The following is a 14836-nucleotide window of genomic DNA, read 5'->3' on the forward strand; positions in this document are numbered from 1 at the left end:
CCGCCCCCCCTCCCCTATGGCGGCCCGGTGGCGCCCCTGGCCGAGAGCCCTCCGCTAAACGCGACCCCGTCGGAAACGCAGCAGGCTATCGACAATGCGGGGCCGGCGGCGGTCTCCGTGGTGGATCTCAACACCGCCTCGGTGGCGGAACTCAACGGCCTCAAGGGTGGCGGCATGATCGGCCGCGCCATCACCCAGCGCAGGCCCTACGCCTCGGTGGATCAGCTTCTCTCGAAACGCGTCCTCAGCCGGTCAACCTATGAGCGGATCAAGAACCAGGTGACTGTGCGTTGAGCGATGGAGGCCGGCTTCGTGCTGGCATCGAACGCCGCCGCTCCGTAAGATCGGCGAAACGACGGTGGGTTGCAGCCGTGCGACCCGCCAGAGGGACAACGAGGCGTCGGGGCCGGATGGGTGAGGTGCGTGCCATGGCGGCTCGGCGAGGGACAGCCCGGTTCACCGGCATTGCGCGGACCGTTTTCGCAAAGCCCGCTCCGCCATCCACGGGACAAAGCCGCATCCCACGCGCCCGATGCACCGGAAACGCTTGAAAGGACCCGATATGTTGACACAGCCCAGCAACATCACCCTGCGCGACGATCTCGGGGTGACGGAGACCTCCGAGACCGACAATGTGGTGCGGTGGGATGGCGAGCGGCTCTATGTCGAGCACGACATTTATCACAACGGCCAGCTCGTTCATAAGAAGTACCGCAAGAACGTCACCGAGCCCGTGGCGAGAGCGCTCCAGGCGCTGATCAATCGCGCCAAGCAATAGGCGAGCAAACAATAGGCGCGACGGCATCAGGCCCCACCGTCGCAGGAGACCGCCGCGCCGCGGGCGGGATCGGCCCTGCCGGGGCCGGTGATGGGGCCGCCGATCTAGGTCGCCGCACCGCGTCACATCCCGCGACCGGCCGGGCGCGAGGTGTGACTTGCGGCAGGCAACGAGCCTTACCTCAGTAGCGGGCCGTCACGCTGGCGAGGACGGTGAGCGGTGCGCCGGGGAGATTGTTGAACTGATTGAAGGGCTGCTCGATGTAGCGGCGATCCGTGAGGTTGCGGCCGTTCACGGCGAAACGCCATGTCGGGTCGATCTCGTAGAACAAGGTCGCGTCGAGGCGCGCATAGGCGCCGACCTTGTAACTGTTGGTGATGTCGCCGAAGCGCTCGCCCACATAGGTGACGCCGCCGCCGAAGCCCCAGCCCCGCATCGGGCCGCTCTGGAACTGGTAGGTCGACCACAGGCTGGTGCTGAAGGTCGGGGCAGCCGGGAGCCGGTTGCCGATGGCGATCGTCGTATCCTGCGTCACCTTTGCATCGAGATAGCCGATACCGCCGATGATCCTCCATCCGGGCAGGATCTCGCCCGCAATGTCGGCCTCGACGCCCTGCGAACGCTGCTCGCCGGTGATGATGGAGAAGCCGGTATTGATTGGGTCGGCCGCGGCGACGTTCGCCCGAACGATCCGGAAGGCGGCGGCGCTCAGGGTGAGGCGATTGGGGATCAGGTCGACGCGCGTGCCGATCTCGACCTGCTCGCCGGTCTCCGGCGCCGGCGTAAGGCCACCGATGACGTTGGCGGTCTGTGGGGTGAAAGAGGTCGTGTAGCTTCCGTAGACGGTGAGCGGCTCGATCGGCCGCCAGACCAGGCCGACGCGCGGTGAGGTTCCGGTGACGTCCCGCGTGGGTGGGACGGTGTTGTTGGTGAGGGTGCGCTGAAAATACAGCTGGTTGGCCGTATCCACACGGACGCCGAGGACGAGTTGCAGCCCCTGGGCCAGCTCGATCTGGTCCTGCATGTAGGTGCCGACCATGAACAGGTTCTGCCGCAGGTCACTCTGCAGGGCGAGCGTTCCGATCTGCGGGATCGATCCCCGGATCGGGTTGAGGAAGGAAACCGCGCTTGCTGTCCCCTGCTGCGTATAGGGATGACGGTAACCGTCGACGATTTCGACGCCGAACAGGGCCGTGTGGCAGAAGCCGAACAGGTCGAAACGGGCAACGGCCTCCGTCTGGCTGTCGATCGAGTTGTAGATGGACTCGACCTCGGAGAGACGCCGCGTCAGCGACGCCCCGTTCGCGCTCACCCCGGTGGCGCGGGTGGCCAACACGTCGAACTGGCCCCATTGACCGTTGATCACCTGCCGCAGGGTCAGGCTTTCGTTGACGTCATGCTCGGCCCGCAGGGTGATGGAGTTCGATTCGCCATAATACCGGGACCATGACTCGCCGTAGTAACGGCGGATATTGTCCAGGGGCACCCGGCCCTGGAAAGCCGTGAGACCTTCGTCATACTGGCTGTGCTGGCGCGAGAACTCGGCACTCAGGGAGATCCGCGTCGATGCGTCGGGCGTCCACAGCAGGGACGGCGCGAAGAAATGCCGCGAATTGGAAGGGCCACCGAAATCCCGGAAGGTGGGGTCGTCCTGCGTGGCGAAGCTGAAGCGGGCGGCGAGCCCTTCCGTCCCGGGAACGGCCCCCGTCACCGAGCCCTGAAGCCGTCGGAATGCGTAAGACCCACCCTGCAGGGTGAGGTCCGCGGAGGGCGTGAGCATGGGCTGGCGCGTCACGATGTTGATCAGGCCACCGGGATCGCCCCTGCCATAGAGAACGGAGGTGGGGCCCTTGAGCACTTCCACGCGCTCGACATTGGCGAGGTCGCGCTGTGTCGGTTGGAAGGTGTTGGCCGGATTCAGCAGCACGCCGTCGATCGCGTAGGTCTGCGTGTTGAAGCCGCGCAGCACATAAGTATCGGACCGGCCCTGGATGGTGCCGGCGGGCTGGACATTGCTCACATTGGTGAGCGCATCGGTCAGGCGGACGTCCTGCTGGTCGATGAGCACGTCACGGGGCACGACCTGGACCGATTGCGGAGAGTCGCGCAGGGCGGTGTCCGTCCGGGTCGAGGTCGCGGAACGGCTCGCCCGGTAGCCGGTGACGGGGCCGTTCGCCCGCTCGCCACTGCCGATCACCGACAATTCCGACAACACCACCGCCTGCTCGGCCGGGAGCACCTGGGCTCGCGCACCGGAGAACGGCACGACACCGATCGCCAGGATGGTCGTCATCTTCAAGACGACGAGCGGGCGCAGCACTGTGCTGCAATATAATTCTTCTTTTAGCTTACTCATGATGTCGTCGTCTCAAGTCTCGGCATGTCTTGGCCGGCATCGAGATCTGTAGAAGGACAAAGCTGTTCGCTACAAGCACGCCTTAGCCAGCACCAGCAAGGGCAGCCCGGTTATTAAACACCTGTTGTAATTCCACTACTCTCTGGAAAAGCTCCAAACTATTTCTTATCAACAAATTAAAGACGTTCATTGTAGTATATAAGTAAATATTTTTCCCCAAAACAGCACCAAGCGCGACACCCTCTGCCTAGCGAAGACTTCCATGACCGACAATGTCGTACGTTGAAAGGACGCGTGGGCCGATAAGGAACACGACATTCGGCACAACGGTCGGCTCGGTGATGGAAAGTGCCGCCGGAACGTCACCTAGCGTGGCGAAAGCACTCCGGGCACCGATCGATCGTGCCGAGTAAGAGCGGACATCGAACGCAGACCTTCGATCACCGGTCCAGCGGACAGGCGCATCCCTGCGTCGCGATCGTCGCCGCTCGGAGCGAGGATTTGGTAATTCCGATTCCGGTCATCCCTGGACGAGGGTCCCCTTCTGCACGATTGTGCGATGGCTCGCGTTCTGGTCGTCCGCGATGCTCCGTATGATGTCGCTCGCAGCGTGATGCGGCGGCGGAGGTTCCCGGCGATGGTCCTGTCCCGCTATGTCGCCGTCTTCGCGGCGCTGTTCGCCGCCCTGCTGATATCCGTTCCGGCGACCGCGCAGCAGGCCGAGACGCGCATCGCCCTCGTGGTCGGCAACGGCGCCTATGAGGGGGCGCCCATCGCCACCGCCGCCAACGATGCCGGCCTCATCGCGCAGACGCTGCAGGCGGCGGGGTTCGACGTGGTGGGGGCGCGCGACCTCGACGAGGATGCCCTGCGCAAAGCCCTGCGCGACTTCCTCGACAAGGCGGCGGCGACGGGGCCGGACACGGTGGCCTTCGTCTATCTCGCCGGATACGGCCTACAGCTCGAGGGCGAGACCTTCTTCGCGCCGGTGGATGCCCGCATCGCCACCGCCGTCGACGTTCCGGTCGCAGCCCTGCGGGTATCGGACTATCTCAAGCGCCTCTCCACCGTGCCGTTGAAGGCCCGGCTCGTGGTGCTCGACGCGGCCCGCGCCAACCCGTTCGTGAAGACGGGCGAACCGCTCGCCGGCGGTCTCGCCCTGGTGGAGGCCGAACCCGGCAGCCTCATCGCCTACAACGCGGCGCCCGGCACCGTGGCGCCGCCCGAGACGGGGGCCTATGGCGCCTATGCGCAGGCCCTGGTGGAAATGATCCGCGAGGGCGGCCTCCAGCCGGCGGCGCTCTTCGACCGGGTGCGCCTGCGGGTGAACGAAACCACCAGGGGCGCAGCCATGCCCTGGGACGATGCCCGGATCGAGGCACCGTTCGTGTTCTTCGAGCGCAATGCCGACGCGCCCGCCCCGGCGCAGCCCGAGCCGATCGCGTCCCTCCGCGACCGCCCATTAGGCGAGATCGGCGCGCGGGAGGCCTATTCGGTGGCGGTCGAGCGCGACACGCTGCAGGGCTACCAGGATTTCCTCGGGGCCTATCCCGACGACCCGATGGCCAAGCGCGTGCGCGCCATCGTGGCCGCCCGGCGTGAGGCGACGACCTGGCGTCGCGCCCTGTCGTCCGGCACGCAGGACGCCTACTGGTCCTACCTCTCGCGCTACCCGCGCGGACCGCACGCGGCGGATGCGCGCCGCCGCCTCGCCCGCCTCTCCGCCCCGCCGCGGCCGCCCGAAGCCTTCACCGCACTCTCCTTCGACCTGCCCCCGCCGCCGCCTGAGGAAGAGAGCTATTTCGACCGGCAGGTCGTCGCCTTCGACGACCCGGCCTATGCCCTGCCCCCGCCGCCCCCCGGCGTGCTGGCACCCCGTCCGGCCTATATCGTCGACATCGCGGCGCCGCCGCCCGAGGACGAGCTGTTCGCACTCCCCGTCCCCCTCTTCGAGCCGGTCCCGGCCTATGTGAGCGCACCCGCCTATATCGTCGCGCCGCCGGACAACGTGATCTACCAGAACATTCACAACACGGTCGTGATCAACGAGATCAACCGGCGCGTCATCGAGCGGCCGCGCGGACCTTCGGCGGAGGCTCTCATCGGCGGCGCCGCCGGTCTCGGCGCTGCTGCCCTGGCCGCCCGGGTGGCGCTGCCGCCCTCCCTGTCGCACCGCGCCGGCCGTCATGACGCCGGTCACAACGCCGACGGCCCTCGCCGCGACCGCCCCGGCCTGCCGCCGGGCGCCCGCGACGAAAGACCGAACGATCCCCGCATCGGCCGCCCGCTCCCCGCATTGAGCGTCCCAGACCCGCGCGCCGCGCGGCCGGCCCCGAAGGCTTTGCCCGAGCCGAGGCCGGTCGCGAACACGCGCCCGTCCGGCGACGTCGGCGGACCGCCCGACCGCGTGCGCCCGGGGGACGGCAAGACCGGGCCGGACCGGAAGGCCGCCATCGACCGTCGTGCCCCGCCCGATGCGGTGAACCCCGCCGACCCCGGAGCCGGGCGCGGCAACGCCGATCCCGCCGACCGCGCCGCCTTGCGCCGGGAACGGATCGAGCGCCGGGAGGCGGCCCGCGCCGCCGCCAAAGCCGAACGACCGCAGCTGCGTCCCGCCCTCGACCAGCCGCTCGTCGACCGCGCCCGCGAGGGGCGTCCGGGGCACGATAGAGTGGCCCGGTCGGGTTTCGAGCCGAACGGCCCAGAGCGCGTCAGGCGGGAGCCGGCCAACCCCAATCGCGAAGTGCCCGGCCAGCCGCCGCGACGCGGCCCGGATTCCGATGCCCTGCAACGCCAGCAGCAGAGGCTTCAGATCCAGGAGGCCCGCCAACAACAGCGCATGCAGATGGAGCAGCAACAGGCCGCCCGGCGCCAGCAGGGCCAGGCCCAGCAGCAGCAGATGATGCAGCGTCAGCAGGGCCAGGCCCAGCAGCAGCAGATGATGCAGCGTCAGCAGACCCAGGAGAACCGCCAGCAACAGCGCATGCAGATGGAGCAGCAACAGGCCCAGCGGCAGCAAATGCAGCAGCAACAGCAGATGATGCAACGTCAGCAGATGCAGGCCCAGCAACAACAGCAACAGGCCGCCCAGCGGCAACAGATGATGCAGCAGCAACAGCAACAACAGGCGGCTCAGCGCCAGCAGAGGCAGGCTCCGCCATCGGGCGGGAACCCGAACTGCCATCCGGGCCGGCCCTGTCGCTGAGGCGGAGGCGATGAAGCGAGAGGATGAGCCCGGACCTCGTGTCGGGCCTCGATAAGATCGCCTTGCATCCAGCGGCGCTGATCCCAGCCGATGACCGTCCTCAGCGCGTTCGGCGGAATCCCGCCGCGCCTGAGGTCAGTCGAGGTCTTTCGAGAATGCGCGGGCGAGCCGCTCGACCGTCGCATCGTCGACGCCGTCGGCGACGAAGTCGGCACGCCAGGAGCGCATGCGGATGGCCAGGGTGGCGACGATGTCTCGGGCTTCGTCCCGCGAGAGGTCGAAATCCTCGACCCGTGTCAGGCAGTTGCCGGTGGTCGGGTGACTTCCGGCGGCCGACGAGGTCCGTGGCCCCGTCCTCGCGGCGGACATGGACATAGACCTCAGAGGTCATCGAGGTTCACGTCGCGCGGGCGACGCGCACGGCTGGGAAGGCGGCTGGTCTCGATGGACGCGGCAAGGTGGTCGTTCTCGGGGCTGACCGCGCCCGTACGGCCGGGAACAGGCCGAGGGTCCAGACGGCCCTGGCGAAGACGCCGAGCGACACCGAAGGATCGCCTTTCTCGAGCTTACGCAAGGTCGGGAGGGAGACCCCCACGCGGGACGCGAGGTCGGATGCGGGCTGACGTCGGCGCAATCGCACGGCCCTGATGGCCTGCTCGATCTCGCGAAGACCCTCCGAAACCTCGAAGGGCGCATGTGCCGAGCGTTCGTTCGTCTTGCCACCATCACTGCATCTCAGGCGGCTTAGATGAAGGTATCTTTTCTATCGCGGAGGATTTCTTCCGTCGACGATGAGATGCGGTGTTCTCGAAATCGGCGTCCACGCCTACCGCGACACCGTCCAAGTGGTCGTGCCGTCCTTGTTGTCCTTCACGGTGACGCCCATGGCGGCGAGCGCGTCGCGGGCGCGGTCGGAGGCCGGCCAGTCCTTGGCGGCGCGGGCGGCGCGGCGGGCCTCGATCGCGGCCTCCACGGCGGCCACGTCGACGCCGGCAGCGGCGATGGCTTTGTCTTCCCGTGCGGATTTCGTCCCTCCGAGCAGGCCGAGCAGGCCCGCACCGGCCTTCAACGCGGCCGGGTCGTCGAGGCGGTGCAGCTCGGCGAGGGCGGCGGCGGTGTTGAGGTCGTCAAGGAGCGGCTCCACCACCGAGGCCGGCGCCTCGGGTCCGGCGGTCACGTCGCCGACGATGCCGTACCAGCGGTCGATCATCTTCGCCGCCTCCTCCAGCCCGCGCACGGTCCAGTCGATGGGCTGGCGGTAATGCGTCTTCAGCATGGCGAGGCGCACGACCTCCCCGGGCCAATCCTTCAGCACTTCGCGCAGGGTGACGAAGTTGCCCAGCGATTTGGACATCTTCTGCCCCTCCACCTGGAGGAAGCCGTTATGGAGCCAGACATTGGCCATCACGTCCGTCGAAAAGCAGCAGCGCGACTGGGCCACCTCGTTCTCGTGATGGGGGAAGATCAGGTCGAGACCGCCGGCATGGATGTCGAAGGTCTTGCCCAGATGCTTCCACGACATGGCCGAGCACTCGATGTGCCAGCCCGGCCGCCCCGGCTCGGCGATGCCGGCCGGCGAGGGCCATGACGGCTCGCCGGGCTTGGAGGGCTTCCACAGGACGAAATCCAGGGGCGAGCGCTTGTAGGGGGCGACCTCGACCCGCGCGCCGGATTCCATCTCGTCGAGGGGCCGCTTCGAGAGCGCGCCGTAATCGGGCATCGAAGGCACGTCGAACAGCACATGGCCTTCCGCCACATAGGCATGACCCGATGCCACCAGCCCTTCGATGATCGTGTGCATCTCGGTGATGTGGTCGGTGGCGCGGGGCTCGATGAAGCGCGGGCGCTCGCCCGGAACGTTCACATCCTCGGCCGTCAGCACGCCGAGGTCGCGGATGTCGCCGTGAAAGGCGGCGAGGGTCCCGTCGGTGAGTTCACGGATGGTGATGCCGCGCTCGGCCGCGCGGGCGTTGATCTTGTCGTCCACGTCCGTGACGTTGCGGGCATACGTGACATGCGCTTCGCCGTAGAGATGGCGCAGCAGTCGGAACAGCAGGTCGAAGACGATGATCGGCCGGGCATTGCCGATATGGGCCGCGTCGTAGACCGTCGGCCCGCAGGCATACATCCGCACATGCGTCGGATCGATCGGCGCGAACGGCGCCTTCTCGCGGGTCAGGGTGTTGTAGAGCCGCAACATCGGCGCCATGAAACCGTCTTTCGTAACCCTGGAACGCGACCGTGCCGCCACCTGCGGAGGCCGCCCGTCCCCATGCCCTAAATCCCGAGAACCGATCAACTTTTACGATTCGCGAGGCACATGCCCCCGAACCGAGGTGATCGGACAAGCCGGATGCCAAGCTCCCTGCGTGTTGCACGGAGGCGACGGACCCTGCCGAGCAACTGGGCTACCCCAAAACGGTGATGAATTCGAGAACGACGCCGGGAGAGCTTCGGTCAAGGTCGCGACGATCCGGAAAGGATTTGTTTACCGACGAGGCCGAGATTTTCCCAAACGCGAATCCTCCCATCCGGTGAATCCCGCCTTTCGTGGATCCCGTCATCAAGGTCTTGCCCATGCGACGCTCGGCTGCCGGTCTCGGCGCTCTCTGCGCCTTTGCGCTCATTTCCTCCGCTGCCCTGGCCGTCGATGACGGCGAGAAGCCGGCCCGCGTGCCCGGTCAGGTGGAGAAGACGTTCCTGATTCCCGCCGGCGAGGGTTACGGAGTCGGCGAATGCTTGGTGGCGGGCAGCGGCTCCTGCGGACAGGTCGTGGCCGATGCCTGGTGCGAGGCGCAAGGCTTCGCCGTCGCCGGCTCCTTCGGCGTGGCCGCTCCCGAGGACTATACCGGCACCATCGATCAGCCGCCCGCGCCGAAGCCCGTCGAGCCGCCGATCCGCATCACCTGCAAGGACTGATCGGCAAGGACTGATCCGCAAGGATCGATCCCGTTCGTTCGAGGCGGCCCGGCCCGATGCCGGCGCCGCCTCCGGAGCCGGATCAGCTCTTGAAGAAATCGCCGCAGCGGGGCGGCGCGTCGGTGGTGCCCCAGGGCATCAGCGGCACCGCCGTGGTCGAGTTCTTGGGCGAACCCTGGATCACCTTGTCGGAATAGACCATGTAGATCAGCGTATTACGCTTCGCGTCACAGCCGCGGACGATCTGCATCGACTTGAAGATCAGTGACCGTCGCTCACTGAAGACCACCTCGCCCTGTTTCAGCTTGTCCTTCGGGTTCTTGAACGCCACCGGCCCGACCTGCCGGCAGGCGAGGGAGATGTCGGAGACGTCCTCCGCGAGGCCGAGCGTGCCCTTGATGCCGCCCTTCTCGGGTTGCGTGTACCAGCAGGCGATGCCGGAGACCTCCGGGTCGTCGATGCCGTAGACCACCAGCTTGTCGTTGGGGGTGAGCGGACGCCACACGGTGGATTTGTCGAAGATCCGGTCCGTATCGTCTGCGCGGGCTACCCCTCCGCCCATCGCCAGCCCGGCCAACCCCACAGCCACCGCCCTGCTTGTGAGACTCCGAAGACACATCATCACACCATTCCCCTCAAGTTTGTCGATGGGCATGTGGGAACACTGTCCCGCTCTCGCGAGGGCGGTTAGACAACCTTTGCTAAAGCGCTCTTCCGTACCCTGTCCGAGGGCCGGAACCGCCCAGCTTCACACCCGTTCCTGACAGGTCATGCCGCTGATCCCTCCACAGATCCGCAAGCTCGTCGCAACGTTCGGCGCCGCCATGGCCGCCATCGCGTTCGGGACAGCCGTGCAGGCACAGGCGCCCAACGCCCAGTGCCAGCGATACCGCTACGAGCTCGCCAATCTCAGCGACGGCGCCAACACCGCCCGCGCCCTGCAGAACGAGATCGGCCGGCTGGAGGCGTATTACCGGACGCTGAGCTGCGAGGGCGGCAAGTTCCTGTTCTTCGATTCGCGCCCCCCGCAATGCGGCGCGGTGGAGCAGCGCATCCGGGCGCTCCAGGCCGGGTACGGCGCGGAGAACGGCGAAGTCACCGCCGCCCGGCGGCGTCAACTCACGGCGGCCATTGCATCCTCCTGCGCCGAGACCGGGCAGAAGGTCGTGGACGGCCCCGTGGGCGAGCAGCGCGGACGGGGCGGGGCGCAGGTCGTCTGTGTCCGGACCTGCGACGGCGCCTACTTCCCGATGAACAATCTGCCCGACGGTCGCGAAGGGGCCAACGAACTGTGCCAGGCTCTCTGCCCCGGCACAGAGGCGGTGGCCTATTCGATGCCTCATGGCGATGACGGCCTGAAACAGGCCGCGTCGATCAGGGGCAGCCGTGCCTATGTCTCCCTCGCCAACGCGTTCAAGTTCCAGAAGAGCTTCACGCCCGATTGTTCGTGCAAGAAGGCGAACCAGACCTGGGCTCAGTCCCTGGTGAAGGCCGAGAGCATGCTCGTCCGGCACAAGGGCGACATCTTCGTGACGCCGATGCAGGCGGAGGCCATGTCGCGGCCGAAGGTGCGCGTCACCCTCGCGGGCCGCGCGGACAAGACCGTGGCCGCCATCGCCGCCGATGCGGCGACCCGGAACGGGGCCATCCTGTCCGAATCCGGTTCGGTTCGCGACGGAGCCACGGCTCAGACGCCCCCCCCTAGCGGCGAAGAGCGCGCCAATATTCGCATTATCGCGCCGAACATGATCGCGACGCCGGCTCGGTCGATAGCGCCCTAGAGGCCATCGCCGAAACGCCGAACGAACGAGGGAGCATTCCCCCATGGGGGCGCCGATCGCGCATAGCGTCATGGGCGCAACTCGCTGACGGTGAACGGTTTTCCCTGCCTGCCACGACTTTGAGGCCGCGCAGGGCGGCAGAGTATGGGCGAATGATCCGGGAATGAATTTGGAACCATCCCGGCTCCATTCGGTTCCGATGGCCACATCAACCTTTGTGAGTGACCATCCATGCGGAACCTCCGCCTGCTCTTTCTGACCGGCACCATGCTGCCGGCCCTGATCCTATCGGGCCCCCTTTCGGCCAGCCCCGACAATGGTGGGCCGGGCGTGATGCTGCTCGCGCAGGCAGGTCCCGGAGCCGAACGTGGTGATCCGCGCGGAGGCGGCGAGGCTCCCCGTGGCGGCGCGGCCCGGCCCGAGAGAGCCGAGCGTCCCGAGCGGGCGGAGCGGCCTGAGAGAGCGGAGCGGCCCGAGCGCGCCGAACGTCCTGAGAGGGCCGAACGTCCTGAAAGGGCGGAACGTCCCGAGCCGCGCCAGGAGAAGCCCCCTGCCCGCGAGGAACGTGCCCCGGCCGAGAGACCCGCGCGCCCTGAGCGTCCCGAGAAGCCCGACCGCGCGCCGGCCGAACGGCCGACCCCTCCCGCCGCGCGTGAGCGCGATGCGGACCCGGCCCCCGCCCGTCCGGCACCCAAGGAGGCTCCGACTCCCCGCGAGCGTGCCCCCGCCACTCCCGAGCGCGACGCGACACCCGATCGTCCCGCCCGCCCGGACCGTCCTGCCCGGAACGAGAAACCCGATACGGGCGCCAAACCCGATCGCGGCGACAAGCCCGAGCGCGCCGACAGACCCGACCGTGAGAATCGGCCGGAGCGTGGAGACAAGCCGGACCGGAATGAAAGGCCGGACCGGAACGAGAAGCCCGAGCCCGCCCGCCGCACCGGACCGGACGCGACGCCGGATGCCAAGACGCCTGATGCAAAGACCCCGGATGCCAAGACCCCGGATGCCAAGACGCCTGACACCAAGGCGCCGGATGCCAGGACTCCTGACACCAAGGCGCCGGACGCGAAGCCTGCTCCGAATGCCCGTCCTGGGGTTCCGGGAAAGCCGTTCGTCCCGCCGGGTCAGGCGCAGGACAAGAACGACCGTGACGACAGGCGCGGGGACGACAAGCGGGGCCCTGACGATCGACGTGGCTCCGATGACAAGCGTGGCTCCGACGACCGGCGCGGCCCGGATGACCGGCGCGGCACGTCGGACGACAACCGGCCCGGCACGCCCAACCGTCCCGGAAATACCGACCGCACCCCGGCAGTGGGCGATTCCGATCGGCGCAGCGAGATCGAGCGGCGCGACCGTGAACGCCGCGAAGCGTTCGAGCGCAAGGACGAGCGGGATCGCCGTGACGTCTTCAACCGTCCAGGCCGGCCCGGCTATGTCGAGGGCGGGTTCCGCGGCAACGATGTCCGCAGCTACGACGAAGTCCGCCGTGACCGGCGCGAGTTCAACGAGGGTGGACGGACCTATATCCGCGAGCCCGGCCGCATCATCGTGCGGGACCGCGACAATTACTTCATCCGTCACGACGAGAACGAGCGCTTCCGGTACCTCGACCGCGGTTCCTACCGCAGCGAGCGTCGTGGCGGCGACACGATCACCTATCTCGACCGTCCGGGCGGCATTCAGATCGTCACCGTGGTTGACGATGACGGCCGCCTCGTGCGCCGTTCGCGCCGCTTCCGCGACGGCCGCGAGGTCGTGATCATCGACAACGGCTTCGGCGGTCCCCAGCGTCCGATTTATGAGGATGTCGTCGACCTGCCGCCGCCGGACATCCGCATCCCCCGCGAGCGCTACGTGGTGAATTACGAGGGCGCCGACGAGCGGCAGGTCTACGAGGCCCTGTCCGCCCCGCCGGTGGTGGCGGTGGACCGCCGCTACACGCTCGATCAGGTGCGCTACAGCCCGCAGCTGCGGGCACGGATGCGCAGCGTCGACATCGATACGATCACCTTCGATACCGGATCGTTCGACGTCACACCCGATCAGGCCTCGCGGCTCGGCAACATCGCGGCGGCGATCAACCAGGCGGTGAAGGCCAACCCGCAGGAAGTGTTCCTCATCGAGGGCTACACCGATGCGGTGGGCAGCGAGGTCGACAACCTGTCGCTCTCGGATCGTCGCGCCCAGTCGGTGGCGACGGTACTCAGCCAGAACTTCCAGGTGCCGCCGGAGAACCTGACCACCCAGGGCTATGGCGAGCAATCCCTGAAGGTGAACACCCAGGACGCTTCGCGGGAGAACCGTCGGGTCACGGTGCGCCGCATCACCCCGCTGATCCAGCAGCAGGGCGAGGCTGCGGACGCTCCGCCCAAGTAAGTCGGCTTAGCTGCATTGTCGTGACGTCACGGGCTGCATGTCTCGAAAGAGGGGTGTGGCCCGCGCCGTTCCGTGCTTCTCCAACACTCCTGCAAGCGCGGGACATCGAGGAGACCGGCGATCATGGCCGAGGAGAGCGACCGCCTGATCACGGCGGGAACGCCGATCTTTCGTCGGACCACCCTCGCTTTGTTCGCCGCAGGCTTCTCTACCTTCGCCGTACTCTACGGCGTGCAGCCGCTGATGCCGGTCTTCGCCGACGAGTTCCATGTCTCGCCGGCCGAGAGCAGCCTGTCGCTGTCGCTCCCCTGCGCGATGCTGGCCCTGGCGCTCCTCGTGGTCAGCCCGCTCTCCGAAGTGTGGGGGCGCAAACCGATCATGGTCGCCTCCCTCTTCGCGTCGGCGATCCTCACGCTCATCGCCGTGATCGTGCCGAGCTGGCATGGCTTCCTGGCATTGCGCGCGCTCACCGGGCTGGCGGCGAGCGGCCTGCCGGCCGTCGCCATGGCCTATCTCAGCGAGGAGATGGATGCCCGCGCCATCGGCCTGTCCATGGGGCTCCTCATCGGCGGAAACGCCATGGGCGGCATGGTCGGGCGGCTGATCGCCGGCATCATGACCGATCATCTGTCCTGGCGCGTGGGTCTCGGCACCATCGGAATCCTGGCGCTCGTCGCCGCCATCCTGTTCTGGCGCGGTTTGCCGCCATCGCGGCGCTTCCTCGCCAACCGGATGCGCTGGCGCCAGGTGCCGGGCACGTTCGGCCAGCATTTCCGCGATCCGGGCCTGCCCTGGCTCTTTGCGGAGGCGTTCCTGCTCATGGGCGGGTTCGTCAGCGTCTACAATTACATCGGCTTCCGCCTGCTCGATCCGCCCTACAACCTGAGCCAGTCGGCCATCGGCGCGATTTTCGTGGTCTATCTCGCCGGCACGTTCAGTTCGGCGGTGACCGGCGAGATCGCCAGCCGGCTCGGACGCCGCCGGGTCTTGTGGCTCGCCATCCTGCTCGGGATCGTCGGTATTCTGCTGACCCTGTCGGAGCGCCTTCCCGTCATCATCGTCGGCATCGTCGTCGTGACGGTGAGTTTCTTCGGCGCCCATTCGGTGGCGAGTTCCTGGATCGGGCGACGCGCCCTGCGCGACCGGGCGCAGGCCTCCTCGGTCTACCTGTCCCTGTATTATCTGGGCTCGTCGGTGCTCGGGACGGCGGGAGGCTGGTTCTTCGATCATGCGGGGTGGACGGGGGTCGTCGCCTTCTTCGGCGGGCTTTACGGGCTCGCGCTGGCCATCGCGCTCCGTCTTTCACGCCTGCCGCCCCTCGTCCCGGCCACATCCTCCGGCCACGACCGTTGACCCGCCCGCCGCGACGGCCCATCTAGGCGATCGTCGTCGCTCACCGGAGCGACAGGCGAGCA

At 67.6% G+C, this 14836-nt stretch carries 11 protein-coding genes; 7 read left to right on the forward strand and 4 right to left on the reverse strand.

Going from position 1 to position 14836, the window contains the following annotated elements:
- Positions 1-294, forward strand: a 294-nt coding sequence (locus tag AC0IXR_RS23370; protein WP_471762351.1) for a ComEA family DNA-binding protein, incomplete at its 5' end; no start/stop codon positions are given.
- Between the two features lie 268 nt (positions 295-562).
- A complete protein-coding gene (locus AC0IXR_RS23375) occupies positions 563-778 on the forward strand; it encodes a hypothetical protein (protein WP_018041891.1) in 216 nt (71 codons plus the stop codon).
- A gap of 181 nt (positions 779-959) precedes the next feature.
- On the opposite strand, the gene AC0IXR_RS23380 is transcribed toward AC0IXR_RS23375, so the two are convergent.
- Positions 960-3071 carry a TonB-dependent siderophore receptor gene (locus AC0IXR_RS23380; protein ID WP_471762403.1) on the reverse strand — a complete coding sequence of 704 codons (2112 nt, stop codon included), beginning with the start codon at positions 3069-3071 and terminating at the stop codon, positions 960-962.
- A gap of 622 nt (positions 3072-3693) precedes the next feature.
- Between AC0IXR_RS23380 and AC0IXR_RS23385 the strand changes: the two genes are divergently transcribed.
- The gene (locus AC0IXR_RS23385; RefSeq protein ID WP_471762352.1) at positions 3694-6339 is read left to right on the forward strand and encodes a caspase family protein; all 2646 of its coding nucleotides are present in this window, start codon (positions 3694-3696) and stop codon (positions 6337-6339) included.
- 135 nt (positions 6340-6474) lie between these two features.
- Here the strand turns inward: AC0IXR_RS23385 and AC0IXR_RS23390 are convergent, their stop codons facing one another.
- Both AC0IXR_RS23390 and cysS read right to left on the reverse strand, forming a co-directional pair.
- The gene (locus tag AC0IXR_RS23390; RefSeq protein WP_156652672.1) at positions 6475-6708 is read right to left on the reverse strand and encodes a hypothetical protein; all 234 of its coding nucleotides are present in this window, start codon (positions 6706-6708) and stop codon (positions 6475-6477) included.
- A gap of 457 nt (positions 6709-7165) precedes the next feature.
- Positions 7166-8548 (reverse strand): cysteine--tRNA ligase, encoded by a 1383-nt coding sequence (gene cysS / locus AC0IXR_RS23395; protein ID WP_471762353.1) that lies wholly within the window; start codon positions 8546-8548, stop codon positions 7166-7168.
- Between the two features lie 368 nt (positions 8549-8916).
- Between cysS and AC0IXR_RS23400 the strand changes: the two genes are divergently transcribed.
- Positions 8917-9258 carry a hypothetical protein gene (locus AC0IXR_RS23400; protein WP_056434739.1) on the forward strand — a complete coding sequence of 114 codons (342 nt, stop codon included), beginning with the start codon at positions 8917-8919 and terminating at the stop codon, positions 9256-9258.
- Positions 9259-9340: 82 nt separating this feature from the next.
- Here the strand turns inward: AC0IXR_RS23400 and AC0IXR_RS23405 are convergent, their stop codons facing one another.
- Complete coding sequence (locus tag AC0IXR_RS23405) at positions 9341-9820, reverse strand: CreA family protein (protein WP_471762404.1); 480 nt, start codon at positions 9818-9820, stop codon at positions 9341-9343.
- Between the two features lie 208 nt (positions 9821-10028).
- On the opposite strand from AC0IXR_RS23405, the gene AC0IXR_RS23410 reads away from it, so the two are divergent.
- The 3 genes from AC0IXR_RS23410 (at position 10029) to AC0IXR_RS23420 (ending at position 14774) form a co-directional block, all read left to right on the forward strand.
- A complete protein-coding gene (locus AC0IXR_RS23410; protein WP_056434626.1) occupies positions 10029-11039 on the forward strand; it encodes a DUF2865 domain-containing protein in 1011 nt (336 codons plus the stop codon).
- Positions 11040-11270: 231 nt separating this feature from the next.
- The gene (locus tag AC0IXR_RS23415) at positions 11271-13421 is read left to right on the forward strand and encodes an OmpA family protein (protein WP_471762354.1); all 2151 of its coding nucleotides are present in this window, start codon (positions 11271-11273) and stop codon (positions 13419-13421) included.
- A 123-nt stretch (positions 13422-13544) separates the two neighbouring features.
- Entirely contained in the window at positions 13545-14774 is a 1230-nt protein-coding gene (locus AC0IXR_RS23420) for an MFS transporter (protein ID WP_471762356.1), read from the forward strand.
- Positions 14775-14836: the final 62 nt, after the last annotated feature.

It is taken from the genome of Methylobacterium sp. AC832 (genome assembly GCF_979256025.1).